Source organism: Escherichia sp. WS338 (genome assembly GCF_046486405.1).
In the GTDB taxonomy this organism is placed as follows: domain Bacteria; phylum Pseudomonadota; class Gammaproteobacteria; order Enterobacterales; family Enterobacteriaceae; genus Escherichia; species Escherichia coli.
In genome coordinates, this window is the sequence record NZ_JBJQLL010000023.1 from 12,834 (window position 1) to 34,675 (window position 21,842).

The 21,842-nt window shown below is 48.8% G+C and carries 15 protein-coding genes and 4 pseudogenes; 7 read left to right on the top strand and 12 right to left on the bottom strand.

Features of this window, described 5'->3' with window-relative positions; all coding sequences use genetic code 11:
- Nucleotides 1-42 precede the first annotated feature (42 nt).
- From ydeP to lsrR, 11 genes and pseudogenes are all read right to left on the bottom strand, one after another.
- Nucleotides 43-2,322, bottom strand: a complete 2,280-nt coding sequence (ydeP, locus tag ACJHWT_RS18150; RefSeq protein ID WP_001695739.1) for an acid resistance putative oxidoreductase YdeP — start codon at nt 2,320-2,322, stop codon at nt 43-45.
- Nucleotides 2,323-2,660: 338 nt separating this feature from the next.
- Entirely contained in the window at nt 2,661-3,575 is a 915-nt protein-coding gene (locus ACJHWT_RS18155) for a fimbrial protein (protein WP_000520697.1), read from the bottom strand.
- A 59-nt stretch (nt 3,576-3,634) separates the two neighbouring features.
- Nucleotides 3,635-4,138, bottom strand: a complete 504-nt coding sequence (locus ACJHWT_RS18160) for a fimbrial protein (RefSeq protein ID WP_410232348.1) — start codon at nt 4,136-4,138, stop codon at nt 3,635-3,637.
- A gap of 12 nt (nt 4,139-4,150) precedes the next feature.
- Nucleotides 4,151-4,681, bottom strand: a complete 531-nt coding sequence (locus tag ACJHWT_RS18165; protein WP_000876770.1) for a fimbrial protein — start codon at nt 4,679-4,681, stop codon at nt 4,151-4,153.
- A 13-nt stretch (nt 4,682-4,694) separates the two neighbouring features.
- Entirely contained in the window at nt 4,695-7,310 is a 2,616-nt protein-coding gene (locus tag ACJHWT_RS18170; protein WP_410232349.1) for a fimbria/pilus outer membrane usher protein, read from the bottom strand.
- Nucleotides 7,253-7,486, bottom strand: a pseudogene (locus ACJHWT_RS18175) (helix-turn-helix domain-containing protein); the annotation flags it as partial. The gene ACJHWT_RS18170 and the pseudogene ACJHWT_RS18175, both read right to left, overlap by 58 nt.
- Nucleotides 7,487-7,761: 275 nt before the next feature.
- Nucleotides 7,762-8,893, bottom strand: a pseudogene (locus tag ACJHWT_RS18180) (type II toxin-antitoxin system HipA family toxin).
- Nucleotides 8,893-9,159: a type II toxin-antitoxin system antitoxin HipB gene (gene hipB, locus ACJHWT_RS18185; protein ID WP_001296726.1), complete on the bottom strand. Its 267-nt coding sequence runs from the start codon at nt 9,157-9,159 to the stop codon at nt 8,893-8,895. The pseudogene ACJHWT_RS18180 and the gene hipB overlap by 1 nt, the downstream one beginning before the upstream one ends.
- A gap of 192 nt (nt 9,160-9,351) precedes the next feature.
- Nucleotides 9,352-11,241: pseudogene (locus ACJHWT_RS18190) on the bottom strand (autotransporter barrel domain-containing lipoprotein); the annotation flags it as partial.
- A gap of 149 nt (nt 11,242-11,390) precedes the next feature.
- Nucleotides 11,391-12,983 (bottom strand): autoinducer-2 kinase, encoded by a 1,593-nt coding sequence (gene lsrK / locus ACJHWT_RS18195; protein ID WP_000113152.1) that lies wholly within the window; start codon nt 12,981-12,983, stop codon nt 11,391-11,393.
- Nucleotides 12,984-13,061: 78 nt separating this feature from the next.
- Nucleotides 13,062-14,015, bottom strand: coding sequence for a transcriptional regulator LsrR (gene lsrR, locus ACJHWT_RS18200; protein WP_000154356.1), 954 nt, complete (start codon nt 14,013-14,015; stop codon nt 13,062-13,064).
- Between the two features lie 248 nt (nt 14,016-14,263).
- On the opposite strand from lsrR, the pseudogene lsrA reads away from it, so the two are divergent.
- The 7 genes and pseudogenes from lsrA to tam all read left to right on the top strand — a co-directional run bounded on the left by lsrA (nt 14,264) and on the right by tam (nt 20,877).
- Nucleotides 14,264-15,798 (top strand): annotated as a pseudogene (gene lsrA / locus ACJHWT_RS18205) (autoinducer 2 ABC transporter ATP-binding protein LsrA).
- The gene (lsrC, locus tag ACJHWT_RS18210; RefSeq protein ID WP_000911179.1) at nt 15,792-16,820 is read left to right on the top strand and encodes an autoinducer 2 ABC transporter permease LsrC; all 1,029 of its coding nucleotides are present in this window, start codon (nt 15,792-15,794) and stop codon (nt 16,818-16,820) included. The pseudogene lsrA and the gene lsrC overlap by 7 nt, the downstream one beginning before the upstream one ends.
- Nucleotides 16,820-17,812, top strand: a complete 993-nt coding sequence (lsrD, locus tag ACJHWT_RS18215) for an autoinducer 2 ABC transporter permease LsrD (protein ID WP_001222725.1) — start codon at nt 16,820-16,822, stop codon at nt 17,810-17,812. Before lsrC ends, lsrD begins: the two co-directional genes overlap by 1 nt.
- Before the next feature lie 11 nt (nt 17,813-17,823).
- Nucleotides 17,824-18,846 carry an autoinducer 2 ABC transporter substrate-binding protein LsrB gene (gene lsrB / locus ACJHWT_RS18220; RefSeq protein ID WP_000172485.1) on the top strand — a complete coding sequence of 341 codons (1,023 nt, stop codon included), beginning with the start codon at nt 17,824-17,826 and terminating at the stop codon, nt 18,844-18,846.
- A gap of 26 nt (nt 18,847-18,872) precedes the next feature.
- A complete protein-coding gene (gene lsrF, locus ACJHWT_RS18225) occupies nt 18,873-19,748 on the top strand; it encodes a 3-hydroxy-5-phosphonooxypentane-2,4-dione thiolase (protein WP_000774172.1) in 876 nt (291 codons plus the stop codon).
- A 23-nt stretch (nt 19,749-19,771) separates the two neighbouring features.
- Nucleotides 19,772-20,062, top strand: coding sequence for a (4S)-4-hydroxy-5-phosphonooxypentane-2,3-dione isomerase (lsrG, locus tag ACJHWT_RS18230; protein WP_000558527.1), 291 nt, complete (start codon nt 19,772-19,774; stop codon nt 20,060-20,062).
- A 56-nt stretch (nt 20,063-20,118) separates the two neighbouring features.
- The gene (gene tam, locus ACJHWT_RS18235; protein ID WP_001286572.1) at nt 20,119-20,877 is read left to right on the top strand and encodes a trans-aconitate 2-methyltransferase; all 759 of its coding nucleotides are present in this window, start codon (nt 20,119-20,121) and stop codon (nt 20,875-20,877) included.
- Nucleotides 20,878-20,880: 3 nt separating this feature from the next.
- Here the strand turns inward: tam and ACJHWT_RS18240 are convergent, their stop codons facing one another.
- On the bottom strand, nt 20,881-21,795 hold the full coding sequence (locus ACJHWT_RS18240; protein WP_001317832.1) for a bestrophin family protein: 915 nt from the start codon (nt 21,793-21,795) through the stop codon (nt 20,881-20,883).
- Nucleotides 21,796-21,842 lie beyond the last annotated feature (47 nt).

The window sequence follows — 21,842 nt, forward strand, 5'->3', positions numbered from 1 at the left end:
CTTCTGCTGTGCGGATGACAGCAGAAGAAATGAGAAGAGGCATTAATTTGATGGTTCTAATTCAACCGGAATACTTTTATAGCCTGGAATGCCACTTAATGGATCGTGGTTATCAAGTGTTAGCATGTGATTCGATTCTGGAAAATAGGTCACCAGTGAGCGGTCAGCCATAGGGTAAATGACCACTTTTAATCTATCCATGCGGCGTGAGCTTCGCTTACCGTCTGGCGTAAGCGCAATAAGATTAACTCTTTCGCCGTTTTTTACACGGCAAATTTTAGCTTGTTTAGCACTCATAAAGACCACATCTCGTTGACCGAATACCCCTCGATAGCGATCATCCATACCATAAATCGTCGTGTTGTACTGATCGTGACTGCGTACTGTCGCCATGACTAGCTTACTGTTAAACGCTGAAGAGGGATCTTCTAACAGCCCTTTACTGGTAATGAAATTAGCCTTACCTGACGACGTCCTCCAGCGCCTTTCAGCAGCTGCGTTTATCAGGTGAAAACCTCCAGGATGTCGGATGCGCTGGTTATAGTCGGCGAACTCTGGCAGTACAGCTTCAATGTCATTGCGAATGCGATCATAATCTTCCACCAGATACTCCCAGGCTACCACGCTCTGGGGGAGTGCTGCCTGCGCGATTCCCGCAACCACTGCACACTCTGATTTCAGCATTACACCGGCGGGTTTTAACACGCCACGCGAGGCATGAATCATCGACATTGAATCCTCAACGGTTACCGCCTGCGCACCGCTTTTTTGCATGTCAATCTCGCTGCGTCCCAGAACCGGCAGAATATAGCTATGCCGTGCGGTCAGCAGATGAGAGCGGTTAAGCTTAGTGGCAACGTGTACCGCCAGATCTAATTGCGTTAACGGTACAGCGCTCGCTTCCCGATCTGGCATTGCCAGTGCAAAGTTGCCCCCCATGCAGATCAATGCGCGAGCCTGCCCCGTACATATTGCTTGCATGCTGGCAATTGCAGCATGTCCAGGTGCATGAGGTGGGGTGAAACCATAGCGCTCACCCAGGCGAGCCAGAAACTCTGCAGACGGTTTCTCGGTGATACCGACGGTTCGGTCGCCCTGTACATTAGAGTGACCTCGTAGTGGGCAGATACCCGCACCAGGCTTGCCAATGTTACCTTTCATCAACAGCAGATTGACCAGTTGCTGTACATTCTGGGTACCATGTTCGTGCTGAGTGATCCCCATTCCGTAACAGATAATGGTTCGTTCGGCAGCGGCATATGCATCAGCCAGTTCGGCGATTTGAGTCTGACTTAATCCAGAAATACGTTCGATATCTTTCCACTCGGAATTGAGCACGTCACGGCGTAGCTCGTCAAAGCCGACGGTATGCGTTTGAATAAATTCGTCATCCAGCAATGAGGGCCGACCTGCGGCGCTTGCAGCATCATCGCGCTCAATTAACAGGCGCATCATCCCCTTGAGCAACGCCATATCACCACCAATGCGCACGTTGTAGTAGGCACTGGCCAACGGAGTCTCAGAGTTCGTCAGCATTTCAAACGGGTTTTGCGGTGCGGTAAATCGCTCCAGGCCACGTTCCTGTAGAGGATTGATGGCGATCATTTTCGCTCCCCGTTTCACTAAAGCGCGCAACGAAGTCAACATGCGAGGGTGGTTTGTACCAGGGTTATGCCCAATGCAAATGACTAAATCGCATTTCTCAAAGTCTTCCAGCAACACGGTCCCTTTACCTACACCGATACTCGCTGCCAAACCCACACTGGTCGGTTCATGGCACATGTTGGAGCAGTCGGGGAAGTTATTGCTCCCGTATTCACGGGCAAAAAGCTGATAAAGAAAGGCAGCTTCATTGGAAGTGCGGCCCGAAGTATAGAATTCAACCTGATTGGGATCACTATAGCTTTGAAGGCGTGCGCCAATTTCGTCGAAAGCTTGTTGCCAGCTTAATGGCTTGTAACAGTCGCTGACGGCATCATATTTCAAAGGCTGGGTGAGACGCCCCGCAGCCTCAAGCTCGTGATCTCCCCAGGTAAGTAATGATTGAACCGTATTCTCAGCAAAGAAAGAGGCATTTACCTGCTTATCCGTGACTTCCCAGGCGATTGCTTTTGCGCCGTTTTCACAAATGTCGAATGACGCACTGTGCTTAGGATCTGGCCATGCACAACCCGGACAGTCAAAGCCCTCTGGCTTATTCATGTCAAACATGGCAATAACATCCTGGCGTATATCCATCTGCTTACGTACTGCATTCGCTACGGATTTAACAGCACCCCAACCACCGGCAGCTCCCTGGTAGGATTCAATTTTTTTCTTCATCTGCTTATCCTGTGTGGAAATGAATTATTAGGATTTGTAATAGCGATGATGCACAGTATATATAATAGGTTTATCATCAACCTGGATATATAAGAGTAGGGGACTACTCTCTTTCTATTTTTAATCTATTATCGTTAAATAATGGAATGGTATAAATACGATAAGTTAAGCATCATCTCTCATAGTGTTTAAATTAACATGTTTTTCAATATAAAAAATAAGACTCTGGCTTCAATTGTGCGCGGATTTTCTTACAAGTGTAGGATAATAGCCTTCACAAAATAATTATCCGCACAATTTTCGTGAATGGAACGCATAGACTAATGTCAAAATCACAATTATTCATAGATAAAAGTGACACCAATGACTGACTGGACGGTTCCGGCTGAAACTTTGTTTCCTGTTTGTCCATAGGTTGCGCTTAAACCCAGAGGTACTTTGCTCTTATTTACTGTTCCGAGGGAAACATTTTCTCCCGTAGCCAGTATTTTTCCATTACGCATCAGAGAGACACCCACTCCCGATGCTTTTGTTGCATCTGGTGCTGTGTTAGCAAACACTTGTCTGGCACTGTCAGTGGTAGCACCCGAAAGATAAAATGAGAGCTTTTGTTCACTTGAGCAATATACGCCAAGGGGGATTTCTGCGCTTCCAGGAAAGTCCGGGAGATTCACGTTGACATTACGACTATCAACGGTGCAACCGCCTGTTGGCATAACAACACTGTTATTTGAAATAATATTCCACGTAAAATTACGTGGATTTCCGCTTCCTAACGTGGCAATTTTGTACATATGAATACGGGCAATAACTTCCCCTGCTTTTATGACAACTCCACCGGCCGCTCCGACTGGGGTAATATAGAGTTTTAACGGTAATGGCATCGGTGTCTTATCACCAATATCCAATACGTTGGTATTTGTCGTCAACGGGAAGGGGTAGGTCACATTATTCCAGTACAGTGATCCTTTATATGACTGTAGGGAGCCTGCGAAAGCTGAGCCTTGTACCAGGTTTATATGATCGGTGTCGTACCAGCCGCCGTAATCATTCCAGCAACTTATATGCTGAGACAAGTCTACAACCAGATTCTGGCCCGGTTGTATTACAGGGTCGAGATTAACATAAACAGAGGTTGTACCTGCTCCAATACTTGACCCGCCATCGACATTACAACTGAAGGCAAAAACTTTGCCTGCCATTAATAGAAGATAAATACCGAACAGAAGCTTCATACTTATTGTTTTACCCATGATATATCCTAAGGTTAAAAAATTGATTTAAAAAGGAGGCTAAGAAAATCGAATCGACGTTATTGCCAGGTGTAGATCACATTGATTAGCGCCTCGATCGTTCCCTGGTTTGCGTTTCCATTCACCGTGATAGCTCTTGCCTTAAGTGGAAACTGTGCATTACGAGTGATCTCATCAACAATAACCGTTTTGCTATCGCCATTTTTTAACGTCGCATCCTGGTCATCCCTTAGCTCTATCTGAATATTTTCGGCAGTACCTTCATTTTTGTAATAACCCGTATTGTCAGTTGAACCTGTCACGATTGCCGTCACTGCACTTGTTTCAACCGGACAATCGGTTAATGACAAAGTAATATTGTGCCAGCCTGATGCAGAACCAGGTTGTTGCAGATTGCGTGTATAAAGATCCCCGAGATTAACGTTAGCTTCTTTGGTTTGAATAGTGCAGGGTTTAGCGACTACCCGACCATTAACAGTGATAGTGACATCGGCGGCCTGGAGAGTTGCTGTGAATAACGCGCAAAACGTAGCTAACAGGAACCTCTTGTGAAGTCTTTTCATATCTGACTCTGATTATTGAAATTCAAGGGTAAAGGTTGCCGAAGCCCTCACCAGTCCCGGATTGACGGACTTCTGAGTTGACTTCAGACGAGCGGAGTAAGGCAAAATATTGTTCTGTTCTGGTACCAGTGGGATCCACTGCATCCCGGCATGAAGGTCATTCAATTTCACCGGACGCATATTTCCGTCCAGTATTTCTATACCCAAACCGGAGGCCGTATTGCTTCCTTCATCCAGTTTCAACAGAGTATTATTTTCTGCATCCTCAATACCGTTAAATGCAACCCGAACCCCCGTTGTCCCTTTACTGCATTCACTTAACGTAATCTGAAAAGGGACGGCTGGACTTGTGCTACCGGTCGTTGGAAATTGTCTGGCACTGTTTTTTTGGAGATCTACGGTAAAATTAAGCGAATCCGATGAGACTGTGCAGCCATAATCGAGGACGCGCCCGCTAATTTTAATAACGCTATCTGCGGATAAAGCAGAATAGGTGGTTAATCCCAGACATAAACCGAGGAAAATAATGTTATTGTATTTCATAATCTATTGTTCCTTAGCGACAGATTGCTGTCTGCTGGTTCAGTAAGGTACCAGGAGAAACTTCAGGAAGCTTGTACTCGACAATACAGTTTGAGTTTTTATCTTTGCCCCATGAAACCTGTAATTTCCCTGACTGTGGAAGTCCAGTCAGATAAACCTGACCGTTTTCCGCGACAATGCTGCCATTTTTATTCTCTCCGTGTGTGACAATTGCACCGAATGGAACGCTCTTATTACCGTACTTCAACGTCATTAATACTTTCCCGCCGATTTGTGCATTAAATGTTGCTCTGGCAATAGCACCGTGAGTTGGGATGACAGTGACAACGGTTTCATCCAGTTCAACATTATCTGCAAGGGAATTCGCGTTAAGAGCGACACGATTTTCTCTATATTCTGTCGCAAATGGTAATATGGCATAGCCACGCCAGTCGGTATGAATACCGGTCTGGTTCTCTATTTTGACATTATCAGCGCCAGGAGCCTTAACCAGAACCATTGTGTCGCCCAGCGGCTGTCCAAAGGTGATGCCATCAGCATGAGCAATAATGCCACCACTCATTCCGTAATAAATCTGGCTGCTGTCACCACTCCGACTGTAACCGATATTCGTATTACCGTAAGCCCCACGATAATTAAGAGAACTGTAACCACTGGTGCCAGACGATGTATTACCCCCGTGGGTGTTACCGACCTGAACACTATAATTCAGGTTATTATCCGGCAGCAGAGTGCCATAAACTCCCGATAGATTGGTCATGCCGCCTTTCAAATCGTTTGACATACTGTAACTGGCGTTTGAATTACGAAATGCCGACTGACTGTCTGTACGCATCCAATGACTGAAGGGAACATTAAGCGTAAAAGCAAGTAAATGATCCCGATCGTTTTGCCATATATTATTGGAATAGCTGTAATTCAGCGAAGTCGTAATATCACTAAACGGCACATTTAATCCAAATGATATTTGCTGGTCGCTGCGTGACGTGTTCCAGTAACTTTGGCGACTGGCACTGAAAAATGTCGTACCGTAATTTCCAAGCTGCTGAGAGATGCTTATTTGTTCCTGACCACGCTTACTGTAGAACAGATTAAAATAATCAATAAATTGTGTCTTCTCATTGCTGTCTCCGGTAGGAGGCTTGACGGTGTAACCACTCATTCGACTGTAGGCACTGTCGGATAAGTTATAAAAACCTTGCGTAGAATAGCGATATCCTGCGACCTGGATATTGGTTCCCGTCTGGTAGAAGGATTTGCTGTAGACGGATTTAATCGATTGCCCGCTGTGACGGGTGCCATCTGCAAGTGTCGTATTGGCCTGCGTGATATCGAAAGAAAAGGCACCAAAAAGTCCTAAATCTTTACCAATACCAAGGTTGAAGGCCTGATAATCTTCTGCAATTTGCATTCCGCCATAAGGTGTCCAGTTTCCTTCCAGTCCATGCATCAAGCTACCTTGTATGAACTTGGGGGAGCTTTGCAGGTTATTTCCACTACGATATTCCCCCATGGCAAGCGCATAACGCGTATATCCAGCACGTTGGAGAACCGGAACAGACGAATAAGGAACATATAATGTCTGAATACTGCCGTCTGCCTCTTTTATGGTTACTTGCAGATCACCACCATTGGCCGCAGAGTTGATATCATCAATAGTAAAAGGGCCGGGTGGGACAGTAGTCTGATAAACATCGTATCCATTCTGTTTTACACTCACTTGTGCGGTGCCGCGGGCAATACCATGAATCACCGGAGCGAAACCATGTTGGCTATCGGGCAACATCGCTTCTGTTGAATTTATTTTGAGGCCACGAAAGTTTACACTATCAAAAATATCGCCATCGGTATAACTATCACCTACCGTTAAGCGTGAGCGTAAGGGAATAATGTCACGTTCAGCCGACGTATTGATATGCTGCCATTTATTGCTGTCAGATGAATTGCTACTCCCACTGTTATAACTCCACGTTGAGTTATCGCGCAGTCGCCAACTACCAATGTTGATGCCACTCTGTAAATTCAAATATGCATAGTTGGATTTTCCTGCATTATGGTTACTACGATTATTAATAGAATTACCATTAAAACTATAGTTTAGTAGCCCAGCATTTATTCCTTCTTCCCACAGATCCGGAGAAACATAGCCGCGAGCCATTCTGCCAACATAAATTTGCGGAACGGAGAGTGATAGATGTTGCTGACCAACATTAAACTCAGATGATGCGTCAGCCAAACGATCCCGAAGTGGTGTGCATGCGCTGTTGTCCGACACATGTTTTTCTGCCGAATGTTCCTTATTGTCTAATAATGCAGATTTTTTTATGCCAAGACTGACAAGAAGATCTGTACTCAGGCATGGGATGAGATCTGCGTTATTATCATCTGCAATAAAAGTAATATCCCGACTAGTCATAAATTCGTCGTTCAAATAAATGTCGACCCGATATGTACCAGGTGGTGCCTCGCGTCCCTTAGTAAAGGCGGATAAATCGACAGATTCAGCAAGATCATTGCTTAAAAACCGTGGATTAAAATAATACTCTGCGTCAACGGGAAATACCGCAGTTGCTAAGCCAAGGGCAATGGTAAGCCGTGCATCCGCGAATATTCCCGACTGAAATGGGATAAGCTTTCGTAACCGACAGCATAGGCTGCAGTGGTGACATCGTAATGTTCATTCAGCATCAGTCGCCTGGCTTCATTGAGGCTTAGCCATTTCCGATACCGGAGTGGACTCATTCCCGCAAGCTGTCTGAAATGTTGATGGAAAGAGGGGGTGTTCATTTGCACGCGGTTTGCCAGCCTGACTCTTCAACGCTGAGAAGATGCGGCAAACGGCAAACCTGCATACCAGCCAGCCTATATCCGGTATGCACAGGCCAATTATGAAAGAGGAGAGGCTTTATGTTCTGGAACCTTGAAGTAATAACGTCGACCGGAAAATCACTCTGCATCATCACTCAGATTCAATTTAACATAATATACATTATGCGCACCAACATAAACCAAGGGAGAATCCAGCCGTTGGCGGTCATGATTGTCCTGCTCATTAACAACGGCCACACCCCATATCTTACTTAATACCATTCTCGGCTTAACCGACGGTGCAACCTCAACACATTGGTTTCAACTGCCGTCACCACGTTCTCCGGAAAGTTTGAGATCGCTGATGTGTATTCCTGCACCACCCAATACCGGAAATGCTGAAATGATGTCGTAAAATGGCGTGAGTCGATAACTGCCGCCAGCCTGAATAAATACGGAGAAGTTTTTTGCATGGCCATCCGTTGCGCCAATCAACCACTGGAACACCTGAAACTTCATAAAATCATAGCGATCTTTCAGCGCCTCGCTGGACCCCATCAAAAAAGCCATGATCCGCGCGATGCCTGGGCCTCCATCTGATTCATATTTCACCGATGAAGGTAAACCGAATGTCTGACACATATCCTCCTGTGGCAAGCGAAGTAAAACCGTTCGCTCAGCATTCCAACGCCTGTCAAAACGTTCGACCGCTAACGCGCGCACATTTCCCGCTTTAATGATTTCTGCGTCCGGCACATTCAACCCAAGTTCTTTCGCCAGCAGCAGACAGTAATACTCATTATCAACGCTTTGGCTGAGATCGAGCGTCGCATTGGGCTGCCTGATTTCGCCAATCGGTAATTTAATGATGTGCGTCGTCGGCGTTATTCCTTTCGGAATGCACCAGTCATTGCCTATTCTGAGCAGCGCTGTCTTCTCCTGCGCGCCAGCAACCGAGATGCGAAAGTCATTTTCTTCTCTAATCATGCCCAGAGGGATATCTGCTTTATAAGCCGTTAATACTTCTTCAAGCCTGGCTTCAGTGAGCTGTTCCCATGCCATTATCGGGCGCGTTATGGTTTCATTTTCGGGTAATAACGTTACGGCACCAACGCTGTCTCGCCCTATTTCTGACAATAAATCAAACGGTTGTCTGGATTTAGCATGATAACGTTTAACGATCCGATCACGTACAATCGGGCTATCGGGTAACAGGTTATCGAAGAAGTTAAATACGGCATCAGAGGTGATATTCCCCCTCTGCAATGGCAGCGAAAGTGACAACGGTCTGGCATAACGGCTGGCTAACCACTCCGGTGCATACTTAAAGGTGTGCGCGCCATTGGCTAACTTCGTTAACTCGCCTACCCGCTGGTTGTTCATCCAAGTGACAAGTTTAGGCATTACCACTCCAGATCTTGCTGTTCTGTTGATTCTGGCGAGGCATTTTTCGTGTCGCATAGCGTCATTGAGAGTTCAAGCGACTGTAAAATCTTAAAAAAGGTCGTCAGCGTGGTATTGTCAGGGTTGTTTTCGAAATTGGAAATCGTCGCCTGCTTAATACCAATTTTTTTCGCCAGCTCGCTCTGCGTCCAGCCATTTTGCTGGCGAACCAGTTTCATTGCATTCGCCAATTGCGTTGGGCTATAGATCTTCTGAAAGCTCATCATGTCATACGTCCACAGCAAATTTATCCGCTTAAGGGGATATTATCAGTTTTATCCTTTAGTGAGGATAAGTCAATCTGGAAACACATCTTATCCGCTCTACGGGATAAACACTGTGATATCCGCGATCGCGGATAAAAAGGAGGATTTAAAAGTCGTTTGAAGTCGGCAATATTAAGCCGCATGCATCTTCGACATGCGGCTATTCCCTTGGGTATCGCCTTTTACGTTCATCTTATCGGTGGGCGAATTATCGCCGCCCAGCGTCGCGTTGAACGTCATCAGGCCATTGTTTCCGGTATAGTTACCGTTAACGGTCAGTACATTCCCCGGTTTCCCCCCTTCGCTGTTCATTTGAACCGTGCCACCATTCTCCAGGTTACCGCCGACAGTGGTTTTAGCGACACGCAGTGTCCCCCCTGGCATAACGTTCACATCACCTGCAGTGGTGACATTTCCCGACATCACACCGCTGTTATGGATATTAATGTGCTGACTTGCCATATTAATGGCAGAGTCGGAACCGAAAGCAATTTCACCACCCACGATATCCGTCGTACCCTTATACGCCGCGGAATCTTTGTTAAGCGTCAGGATCCCGGTACCCAGTTTTGTCACATCACCGCTACCGCTGATACTGTGCGTCATCACCCAGCTACGCTCAGTGGAGATGGTGAGCAGGCCATTATTGATAACGGAAGCATCACCCAGGTTTTTCTGCTCGTTGACGCTAAGCGCGCTGCCTGTATCAATGTTGAATTGCCCCACAAAGCGGCTATTATCGCCATCCAGCTCTACGTCTGTCCTGGCGGTTGCGCTCACGATACCCTTCCCGCTTATGCTATTACGCAGTTCGCCGGTCACGTTTTTTAGCGTTAACAGACCGTCATTGGCAATATTTCCTCTGCCTAACCCCTGCGTATTATCGAGGCTGACTTCCGCATTTGGGCTAATGCTGGTTAACGCATTGTAGCGTGCATTAAGCCCCTCGATAGCCAGTGTTCCCCCTGTAACATTCAGGTTTCCGCCACCTGTCAGTTCGCCCTGACTGATCCCACCTTTATTCACCGTCAGCGACCCCTCTTTAAACAAAACAGTCGAACCCATTTGCCCGGTGAATGTCTCTACCGTCTGGGTCGATCCATTAAGATCGACGATGGCCGCGTTGCTGATGTTCAGTTCCCGGGTGTTGCCCAGCGCGCCATCCGCATCGGTACGTAATGTCCCCATCTGAACGTAGGTTGCCCCCTGATAGTCGTTCTGACCGTTGGAAAGCGAAACCTGTCGTACCGTATTGATTGCCAGATCCCCTTCGCCACCGATTTTTGCCGACATATCGGCCGTTGCGCCATAAGCTCCGCCATGTTCGGCTAACGTCAGCTTTTGCCCACCATGGATGTTCAGCGCTTTCAGCCCATAGTTAACATACAAACCATCACCAGGTGCGGTCGTGAGGCGGAATCCATAATCACCCTCGGCGACCACTGTTCCGTTTTGTGCAATGTGTAACGTTTTGTCCGCTTTCACCTCGTCGCCCTGTAAATCACGTAACGTTAATGAGCCACCCGACCCAATAACCGTTTGCGCCTTCACCAGTTGAACGCCGACATGACTATCATCGTGTTCCAGCAAATTGAGCGTCGTCAGAGGGTTATTCGCCATGGGATCATTCCACGGTTTAGGCACGTCGATAAGCACGTCGCCCGTCCCGTTTACCTGATAGTTACGGCCTTTCCAGGTGTAGTCACCCGCGCCGACAACCAGCGTATCGACGCTGATATATCCCTCCGCAAGCGTCGCAGCAGGTATATCCGTATCGAACGTGAGCGTACCGCCATTCATGGCTAGTCCACCAATGGATTGCTCTCCCACTTTTACCGATGTGGTATTTTCACTGTCAGACTGCAGCATCGCGTCAGTAAGCGCAGCGGTGTTGTCGCGTTCCAGTGCGAAGGTACTGGCTTTCAGTTGGGCAACACCGGCGAATTCAGTCCCTGCTGCATGGGTAAAGCCAAACATTTTGTCGGAGGATGACAGCTGCACTCGCATCAAGCCATCGCCTTTGAGCGCATTGATCAGCGTGAATAGCAATTTCCCCTTGAATATAGTACTGGTGATGGAACGATGAATCTGCAAGCTGGCATTTAACAAGCCAGCTCTAAAAGAAGGGAAATGAGAATACCAATACTCAAAAACTAACAGCCACGGTCATCATGGTGTGGCTGTCAATGAAACTATAACCCAGGCGCTTTCCATAACGACGTCGTCAGTCCATGATCAACCAGCCCCAGCTGATCCTGATAAACTGCCTGCCACTTATCGCGTGAATCCTGATAAAGTTCATGCTTTTCCGGGTCTGGTGTGTGCGTCCGTTCCCAGCGAACCAGGCGTTCTCCGGTTTCTGCCATTGATGAAAAAATTCCGGCACCGACGCCAGCTGCAATGGCACATCCTAATGCGGTGGCTTCTTTGACTACCGGAATATTGACGGGTAATCCCGAGACATCAGCGAGAATTTGACTCCATAATTTCCCTTTTGAACCTCCGCCAGCAAAAACCAGCGAGGTGGGATGAATATTCGAGAAATCAGCAATTTGCTGTAAGTTACACGCTGATACAATCGCCGCATTTTCTTCCAGCGCACGGAACAATGTCGCTTTGTTACATTTATCCGGGTCAATGGACAAGTTAATAAAGGAAGGCGCAGCGTGATACCAGGTTTTAAAGCGCATTCTGTCGGAGAATATCGGCATTACGCCCCACGACCCAGGCGGCACCCGACTGGCCATCTCTTCCAGCAGCGTATAGGTGTCGATGCCTAAACGTTCGGCAATCAGTTTTTCTTCGGCACAGAAAGCATCGCGGAACCAGCGCATGGTTAGTCCGGTAAAAAAGCTTATAGATTCAGCTTGTACCATGCCAGGAATAACATGGGGATTAACGCGCACGTTCATTTCTGGGTCTGTCACCGGCGCGGCTAAGTTTACAACTTGCTGCCAGAATGTGCCGCCAAGAACCGCGGTTTGTGCCGGACGTACAACGCCTAACCCCAGGCAACCAAGCTGCACGTCACCTCCTCCAACGACCACCGGAGTGCCCGCCTTCAGACCGCAGAGTTCTGCCGCGTGTGAACTTACCACGCCCAGCAATGTGCCGGTTTCTTTGACAGGAGAAAGAATATCGGCCCGCAGTCCGGCCATATCCAGCAATGCAGGTTTCCAGTCACGGGTGGTTAGATCAAGAAGTCCCGTGGTGCCAGCGTTAGAGGGATCCACCGCCAGTTCGCCGCTGAGCATATAGGCCAGCCAGTCGCTGATCATGGTGATGGTTGATGCCTGACGGTAGATATCAGAACGATGGTGCGCCAGCCAAAGTAATCTGGGGATGGCGCTTAAAGCCAGCGTTTGCCCGGTCGTTCGATAAACTTTGTTTTCAAAGGTATTGTTGTGCAGTTCTTTAAGTTCGCTAACTTCGCGCGCCGCTCTGGCATCCACATTGGCGCAGGCCCAGATCGGTGTTCCCTCATTGTTATATAAAACAATACCTTCGCGCATCGAACATGCCGAAACGGCAGCGATATACTCCGGGGCTATGCCGGCGTTGTGCAGCGCCTGGCGCATACACTCACACGCCAGTTGCCAGTTTTTGTTGAGATCAAATTCCATAGAACCAGGAACGTCCGGTACTGCCAGGTGCCGCCACTCCGCCTGTCCCACGGCTATTTGATTGCCTTCCAGGTCGAATATCACAGCCCGAATACTTCCGGTACCTGCATCCAGCGCCATCAGGTAGTACTTTGATTCAGAAGGGGTAAAGAGTCGAGCCATTAGATTATCCTCGGCTTATGCGTTCTGTCTGTTCCTCTGTACGTTCTCCATCATTCCCGGTAATAAGGTCATGCAAATTTAACTACGTAAAATCGCCGCTGCTGTATCCTGATCGGTAACCAGTGCGTTGATATAACCGCCTTTCATTGCAGCGGCAATGGCTTCGGCTTTATTTTCTCCCCCTGCCACGCCAACCCGGACGGGTATGGTCTTCAGCGCGCTTAAAGGTAAGCCAATCAGTTCGTTATGTATTTTGATATCCGTGACAACGTCACCTTTTGCATCAAAAAAGTAGCCTAAAATGTCGCCAACCGCCCCTTTTCGACCAATCATTAACTGTTCGCCCTGGCTGATATAGCCGGAGCGAATGATTGTTGCGTCGTCTTGTTGACTCACAGCCCCAATGCCGACAATCGCCACATCCGCTGCTTGCGCGGCTAGCAGAACATCTTTGACGCAATTTTCATTTTTTAGCGTACGGGCAATGTCAGCGGAGGATGCCCGCAACGGAGCCGGAATAATATTCACGCTGCACTCCGCGTTAAGCTGCCCGATACCCGTCATATAAGAACCGACTCCACCGGAGAGCGTGACCAGGCGAATTTGCTGTGACGAAATAAAACCACTTAAGCGTTGCAGCGTATTCATGGTTGCCTCGCCAAAACCAATCGCCAGCATCTGTTGTGGTTGAAGTAAACTCATCAACATATGCGCCGCGCCTATCCCCAGTCGCCCGCCGACATCAGCATCCGCAAGCCCTGGGATCACCCGGACATGTTGCAGCGAAAACTGACGACGTAATTGTGTTTCATATTCCAGACAGCCTTCAAAGCGTGAATTAATCTGTACGCGAATAATGCCGGATTGATGCCCTTTCTCCAGTAATCGCGACACTTTCAAACGGGTCAGGCCGAGACGATCGCTGATCTCACTCTGGGTCAGCCCGTCGTGGTAGTAAAACCACGCAATCCGCGCGACCTGTTCTTCTTCACACATTCCCTGTTCTGAAATTACCGAATCGTTGATTGTCATAATTCATTCTTCACTTTGAACATACTTAAATCTTTAATGCAATTGTTCAGTTCTTGCGCATTTATATCTGTGATGGCAACCACAGTTTGACTCTATGAGCATGAACAAACGCAACCGTGAAAATCAAAATAGCATAAATTGTGATCTATTCGTCGGAAATATGTGCAATGTCCACCTAAGGTTATGAACAAATTAAAAGCAGAAATACATTTGTTCAAAACTCACCTGCAAAACTGAACGGGGGAAATATGCAAACGAGTGATACCCGCGCGTTACCGCTACTTTGCGCCCGCTCGGTTTATAAACAGTATTCAGGGGTTAATGTCCTGAAAGGCATCGATTTTACGTTGCATCAGGGGGAGGTCCACGCACTGCTCGGCGGCAATGGTGCCGGTAAATCGACGTTAATGAAGATTATTGCCGGTATTACCCCTGCTGATAGCGGTACGCTGGAGATTGGGGGCAACAACTACACCAGATTAACGCCAGTTCATGCTCATCAGCTGGGCATTTATCTCGTTCCCCAGGAACCGCTGCTTTTTCCAAGCCTGTCGATAAAAGAAAACATCCTGTTTGGTCTGGCAAAAAACAACTCTCCATACAGAAAATGAATAACTTGCTGGTGGCGCTGGGCTGCCAGTTTGATCTGCATAGTCTGGCAGGATCGCTGGATGTCGCCGATCGCCAAATGGTGGAAATCCTCCGTGGGCTGATGCGCGACTCGCAGATTCTGATCCTCGATGAACCTACCGCCTCGCTTACCCCTGCGGAAACCGAACGCTTGTTTAGTCGCTTGCAAGAGCTGCTTGCTACTGGCGTGGGTATTGTTTTTATCTCGCATAAGCTGCCGGAAATTCGCCAGATTGCCGATCGGATTAGCGTGATGCGCGACGGAACCATCGCCTTAAGCGGCAAAACCAGCGAACTGTCTACCGACGACATTATTCAGGCCATCACGCCAGCGCTACGGGAAAAATCGCTCTCTGCCAGCCAAAAATTATGGCTGGAATTACCTGGCAACCGCCCACAACATGCCGCCGGAACGCCGGTGCTGACACTGGAAAATCTGACCGGCGAAGGTTTCAGGAATGTCAGCCTGACGCTCAATGCCGGAGAAATTCTGGGCCTGGCTGGACTGGTGGGAGCCGGACGCACAGAACTGGCCGAGACGCTCTATGGTCTGCGTACTTTGCGTGGCGGACGCATTATGCTGAATGGTAAAGATATCAATAGATTATCCACCGGAGAACGTTTACTGCGCGGTCTGGTTTATCTGCCGGAAGATCGCCAGTCATCCGGACTTAATCTCGATGCTTCACTGGCGTGGAACGTCTGCGTCCTTACTCATAACCTTCGTGGATTCTGGGCGAAAACCGCGAAAGATAATGCCACCCTGGAACGATATCGCCGGGCGCTGAATATTAAATTTAACCAACCGGAACAAGCTGCGCGGACCTTATCCGGCGGCAACCAGCAAAAAATCCTGATTGCCAAATGTCTGGAAGCTTCGCCGCAAGTTTTGATTGTCGATGAGCCGACGCGCGGCGTGGATGTCTCGGCGCGTAATGATATCTACCAACTGTTGCGCAGCATCGCCGCACAAAATGTGGCTGTGCTGCTTATCTCCTCTGATCTGGAAGAGATCGAACTGATGGCAGATCGCGTGTATGTGATGCATCAGGGCGAAATTGCCCACTCTGCACTGACCGGACGCGATATTAATGTCGAGACCATTATGCGCGTTGCCTTCGGAGATAGTCAGCGTCAGGAGGCGTCATGCTGAAATTTATTCAGAACAACCGTGAAATCACGGCACTGCTGGCGGTGGTGCTGCTGTTTGTATTACCCGGTTTTCTCGACCGTCAGTATTTAAGTGTGCAAACGCTGACCATGGTTTATAGCAGCGCGCAAATCCTGATCCTGCTGGCAATGGGCGCGACGCTGGTAATGCTTACGCGCAATATTGATGTTTCAGTGGGTTCGATTACCGGAATGTGCGCGGTGCTGTTGGGGATGTTACTGAACGCGGGGTATTCACTACCTGTTGCTTGTGTCGCGACTTTACTGCTTGGTTTGCTCGCGGGATTTTTCAACGGTGTCCTGGTCGCGTGGCTAAAGATCCCTGCCATTGTTGCCACCCTTGGCACGTTAGGGTTGTACAGAGGCATCATGTTGCTGTGGACTGGCGGTAAATGGATTGAGGGATTACCCGCCGAACTGAAACAACTCTCCGCCCCGCTGCTGTTTGGCGTTTCCGCGATTGGTTGGTTGACGATAATTCTGGTGGCATTTATGGCCTGGCTGCTGGCAAAGACGGCGTTTGGACGCAGTTTTTATGTCACGGGCGATAATTTACAGGGCGCTCGTCAACTGGGCGTTCGTACGGAAGCCATTCGCATTGTGGCATTTTCGTTGAACGGCTGCATGGCGGCACTGGCGGGAATTGTGTTTGCTTCGCAGATTGGTTTTATCCCCAACCAGACCGGTACCGGGCTGGAGATGAAAGCAATTGCAGCCTGCGTGCTGGGCGGCATTAGTTTGCTCGGCGGTTCCGGCGCGATCATCGGTGCGGTACTCGGCGCATGGTTCCTGACGCAGATCGATAGTGTACTGGTGCTGTTGCGCATTCCGGCATGGTGGAATGATTTTATCGCGGGCATGGTTCTGCTGGCGGTGCTGGTGTTTGATGGACGCCTGCGTTGTGCGCTGGAACGTAATCTGCGGCGGCAAAAATATGCCCGCTTTATGATGCCACCGCCATCCGTTAAACCCGCTTCGTCAGGTAAAAAACGGGAGGCCGCGTAATGCGTATTCGCTACGGTTGGGAACTGGCTCTTGCCGCACTGCTCGTTATTGAGATTGTTGCATTTGGTGCAATTAACCCGCGGATGTTAGATCTCAATATGTTGCTGTTCAGCACCAGTGACTTTATCTGCATTGGCATTGTCGCCCTACCGCTGACGATGGTGATTGTCAGTGGCGGGATCGATATTTCGTTTGGTTCGACCATCGGCCTCTGCGCCATTGCATTGGGCGTACTGTTTCAAAGTGGTGTGCCGATGCCGCTGGCGATTCTTCTGACCTTACTGCTCGGCGCATTGTGCGGGCTGATCAACGCCGGATTAATTATCTATACCAAAGTTAACCCGCTGGTGATTACGCTTGGCACGCTGTATCTGTTTGCCGGAAGCGCCCTGCTGCTTTCCGGGATGGCCGGAGCGACGGGGTACGAAGGTATTGGTGGATTCCCGATGGCGTTTACAGATTTCGCTAACCTGGATGTGCTGGGGCTCCCCGTTCCGCTGATTATCTTCCTGATATGTCTCCTCGTTTTCTGGCTCTGGCTGCATAAAACCCATGCCGGACGTAACGTGTTTTTAATTGGGCAAAGCCCGCGTGTGGCGGTTTATAGCGCGATTCCAGTTAACCGCACCTTGTGTGCGCTCTATGCCATGACGGGGCTGGCGTCTGCGGTCGCCGCTGTGCTGCTGGTATCGTATTTTGGTTCAGCACGTTCCGATCTCGGTGCGTCGTTTCTGATGCCCGCCATCACCGCCGTAGTGCTCGGCGGTGCCAATATTTATGGTGGTTCTGGTTCCATTATCGGCACCGCCATAGCGGTTTTATTAGTGGGATATTTGCAACAAGGTTTGCAAATGGCAGGAGTGCCAAATCAGGTGTCCAGCGCCCTTTCCGGTGCGCTACTTATCGTCGTTGTCGTAGGTCGTTCCGTTAGCCTGCATCGCCAGCAAATTAAAGAGTGGCTGGCGCGTCGGGCCAATAACCCATTGCCATAAAGGATATCTTCATGACACTTCATCGCTTTAAGAAAATCGCCTTACTTAGCGCGCTTGGCATTGCCGTAATCTCTATGAATGTGCAGGCGGCAGAGCGTATTGCATTTATTCCCAAACTGGTTGGCGTGGGATTTTTTACCAGCGGTGGCAACGGCGCACAACAAGCGGGTAAAGAGTTGGGCGTTGATGTGACCTACGACGGGCCGACAGAACCCAGTGTTTCTGGTCAGGTACAGTTGATTAATAACTTCGTCAATCAGGGGTATAACGCCATTATCGTTTCTGCGGTTTCGCCTGATGGCTTGTGTCCGGCACTGAAACGCGCCATGCAACGTGGTGTGAGAGTGCTGACCTGGGACTCTGATACTAAACCGGAGTGCCGCTCTTACTACATTAATCAGGGAACGCCCGCCCAGTTGGGAGGTATGTTGGTGGATATGGCGGCGCGTCAGGTGAATAAAGACAAAGCCAAAGTCGCGTTTTTCTACTCAAGCCCCACCGTTACGGACCAAAACCAGTGGGTGAAAGAAGCGAAAGCGAAAATCGCCAAAGAGCATCCAGGCTGGGAAATTGTCACTACGCAGTTTGGCTATAACGATGCCACTAAATCGTTACAAACCGCAGAAGGAATATTAAAAGCCTATAGCGATCTCGACGCCATTATCGCCCCCGATGCCAATGCCCTGCCCGCTGCCGCACAAGCCGCAGAAAACCTGAAAAATGACAAAGTTGCGATTGTCGGATTCAGTACGCCAAACGTGATGCGTCCATATGTGGAACGCGGCACGGTGAAAGAATTTGGCCTGTGGGATGTGGTTCAGCAAGGCAAAATATCAGTTTATGTCGCGGATGCATTATTGAAAAAAGGATCAATGAAAACGGGCGACAAGCTGGATATCCAGGGCGTAGGTCAGGTGGAAGTCTCGCCAAACAGCGTTCAGGGCTATGACTACGAAGCTGATGGTAATGGCATCGTACTGTTACCGGAGCGCGTGATATTCAACAAAGAGAATATCGGCAAATACGATTTCTGATGTGCATTACTTAACCGGAGTACGTTATGGCAGATTTAGATGATATTAAAGATGGTAAAGATTTTCGTACCGATCAACCGCAACAAAATATCCCTTTTACCCTGAAAGGTTGCGGTGCACTGGATTGGGGAATGCAGTCACGCTTATCGCGGATATTTAATCCGAAAACGGGTAAAACCGTGATGCTGGCCTTTGATCATGGTTATTTTCAGGGGCCGACTACCGGACTTGAACGCATTGATATAAATATCGCCCCGCTGTTTGAACATGCCGATGTATTAATGTGTACGCGCGGCATTTTGCGCAGCGTAGTCCCCCCTGCGACCAATAAGCCGGTGGTACTGCGGGCGTCAGGTGCGAACTCTATTCTGGCGGAGTTAAGTAATGAAGCCGTGGCGTTATCGATGGATGATGCCGTGCGCCTGAACAGTTGCGCGGTGGCGGCGCAGGTTTATATCGGCAGCGAATATGAACATCAGTCGATCAAAAATATTATTCAGCTGGTCGATGCCGGAATGAAAGCGGGAATACCGACCATGGCCGTGACTGGTGTGGGCAAAGATATGGTGCGCGATCAGCGTTATTTCTCGCTCGCGACTCGAATCGCCGCTGAAATGGGGGCGCAGATTATCAAAACTTATTATGTCGATAAAGGTTTTGAACGGATTGTTGCCGGATGTCCGGTACCCATTGTTATTGCTGGCGGTAAAAAGTTACCGGAGCGCGAGGCGCTTGAAATGTGCTGGCAGGCTATCGATCAGGGCGCTTCTGGTGTGGATATGGGGCGTAATATTTTCCAGTCTGACCATCCGGTGGCGATGATGAAAGCCGTACAGGCGGTGGTACACCATAACGAAACGGCTGATCGGGCATATGAACTCTATCTGAGTGAAAAACAGTAACTGCGGATTTAAGGAGAAGAATTATGCACGTCACACTGGTTGAAATTAACGTTCATGAAGACAAGGTTGACGAGTTTATCGAAGTTTTTCGCCAGAACCACCTGGGCTCTGTACAGGAAGAAGGCAATTTGCGCTTCGATGTCTTACAGGACCCGGAAGTGAATTCGCGCTTTTATATCTACGAAGCCTATAAAGATGAAGACGCAGTGGCATTCCATAAAACCACGCCCCACTACAAAACCTGTGTCGCGAAACTGGAATCTTTAATGACCGGGCCGCGTAAAAAACGTCTGTTCAATGGGTTGATGCCGTGAGGCGAATTTATCAGTTTTATCTACAATTGGGGTAACGCGCTGACGGGAGTAAATAAATGTCTGACTGGAACCCCTCTTTATATCTGCACTTTGCCGCTGAACGATCGCGTCCGGCGGTGGAGCTGCTTGCCAGAGTGCCGCTGGAGAATATCAAATACGTTGCCGATCTTGGCTGTGGCCCAGGTAACAGCACCACCCTGCTGCATCAACGTTGGCCTGCGGCCAGGATAACAGGCATCGACTCGTCTCCGGCGATGATTGCTGAAGCGCGCAGTACTTTGCCAGACTGCCAGTTCGTGGAAGCAGACATCCGCAACTGGCAACCGGAACAGGCACTCGATCTGATTTTTGCTAATGCCTCACTGCAATGGCTGCCCGACCACTACGAATTGTTCCCTCATCTGGTTTCTTTACTTAATTCGCATGGTGTGTTGGCAGTACAGATGCCAGATAACTGGCTAGAGCCAACCCATGTGCTCATGCGCGAAGTCGCCTGGGAACAAAATTATCCGGATCGCGGGCGTGAGCCGCTGGCTGGCGTTCATGCTTACTACGATATTCTGAGTGAAGCCGGATGTGAGGTCGATATCTGGCGAACCACTTACTATCACCAGATGCCGTCGCACCAGTCGATTATCGATTGGGTGACCGCCACTGGATTACGTCCGTGGTTACAGGATCTGACCGAGAGCGAACAGCAGCATTTTCTTACGCGCTACCATCAGATGCTGGAAGAGCAATATCCCCTCCAGGAGAACGGACAGATATTGCTGGCATTTCCGCGTCTGTTTATTGTTGCCCGCCGTACGGAGTAATTATCACGTCAGCTGGTAATGGCGATCGGGAAGAATTTTCGCTGGAATTTCTGCTTCATCGTTCATCTGTAACAGGTCAATTTCAATAGCGTTGCAGATGGCATCCAGCGGTAAGTCATTGTTTTCAGTACCGAAGGGATCTTCCAGTTCTTCCGCCAGACAATCCAGCGAAATAAAAGTGTAGGAAATCAGCACAGAGATAAAAGGCGTCATGTAATGCAGGTCCACGACCAGCGCAAACGGCAGCATGATACAAAACAGATACACGGTGCGATGCAAAATCAGGGTGTAGGCAAAGGGAATTGGCGTATAGGCAATGCGCTCGCATCCTGCCAGGACCACTGAAATATCATTAAGCCGATCGTTGAGGCTAATAAACAGGATATCTGAAAGTTGTCCATTGCGTCGCTGAACCGCCAACCACTCCCCCATTATTAACAAGATGCGGTTAGCTGGAGAGTTAGAAGCCAGTACACGCTGAAGATCTTCAGTCTTGAGATAATGAGCCAGCACTTCCGCCTGTGGCTGTTTGCGTAATGTCATGCGTAAACAGTGGGCGAAGGCGATTTGCAGCCGGGCAAACTCCCTTACACTTGCCGAATCCGGCAATGTCGTTTTTACCTCGCGCAGTAACGACCGCGAGGCAATCATCAACTGCCCCCAAAGTTTTCGCGCTTCAACGTAACGGGCGTAACCGGCATTATTACGAAAACCAAGAAAAATGGCGATGGCGACACCGAGAATGCTGAACGGTGCGAGGGTGAATTTAATGCCCAAATGCGTGTACCAGGGCAGCATGAAAATAACAGCGATAGAAAAGAGAAAATTGAGTAGTAAGCGCGAGGATATCTTGGATAATACTGAACCGTGCCAGACAAAAATACGGCGCAGCCAGTGTTGTTGTGGACGAACAATCATGGTTATCTTCAGGCGTGGAAAAGTCGCCCTATTAAACGTGATTACGA

Excerpts from the sequence above, each read along its gene's own strand:
- ydeP (WP_001695739.1), bottom strand. The coding sequence starts at position 2,322 with ATGAAGAAAAAAATTGAATCCTACCAGGGAGCTGCCGGTGGTTGGGGT.
- ACJHWT_RS18155 (WP_000520697.1), bottom strand. The coding sequence starts at position 3,575 with ATGGGTAAAACAATAAGTATGAAGCTTCTGTTCGGTATTTATCTTCTA.
- ACJHWT_RS18160 (WP_410232348.1), bottom strand. The coding sequence starts at position 4,138 with ATGAAAAGACTTCACAAGAGGTTCCTGTTAGCTACGTTTTGCGCGTTA.
- ACJHWT_RS18165 (WP_000876770.1), bottom strand. The coding sequence starts at position 4,681 with ATGAAATACAATAACATTATTTTCCTCGGTTTATGTCTGGGATTAACC.
- hipB (WP_001296726.1), bottom strand. The coding sequence starts at position 9,159 with ATGATGAGCTTTCAGAAGATCTATAGCCCAACGCAATTGGCGAATGCA.
- lsrK (WP_000113152.1), bottom strand. The coding sequence starts at position 12,983 with ATGGCTCGACTCTTTACCCCTTCTGAATCAAAGTACTACCTGATGGCG.
- lsrR (WP_000154356.1), bottom strand. The coding sequence starts at position 14,015 with ATGACAATCAACGATTCGGTAATTTCAGAACAGGGAATGTGTGAAGAA.
- lsrC (WP_000911179.1), top strand. The coding sequence starts at position 15,792 with ATGCTGAAATTTATTCAGAACAACCGTGAAATCACGGCACTGCTGGCG.
- lsrD (WP_001222725.1), top strand. The coding sequence starts at position 16,820 with ATGCGTATTCGCTACGGTTGGGAACTGGCTCTTGCCGCACTGCTCGTT.
- lsrB (WP_000172485.1), top strand. The coding sequence starts at position 17,824 with ATGACACTTCATCGCTTTAAGAAAATCGCCTTACTTAGCGCGCTTGGC.
- lsrF (WP_000774172.1), top strand. The coding sequence starts at position 18,873 with ATGGCAGATTTAGATGATATTAAAGATGGTAAAGATTTTCGTACCGAT.
- lsrG (WP_000558527.1), top strand. The coding sequence starts at position 19,772 with ATGCACGTCACACTGGTTGAAATTAACGTTCATGAAGACAAGGTTGAC.
- tam (WP_001286572.1), top strand. The coding sequence starts at position 20,119 with ATGTCTGACTGGAACCCCTCTTTATATCTGCACTTTGCCGCTGAACGA.
- ACJHWT_RS18240 (WP_001317832.1), bottom strand. The coding sequence starts at position 21,795 with ATGATTGTTCGTCCACAACAACACTGGCTGCGCCGTATTTTTGTCTGG.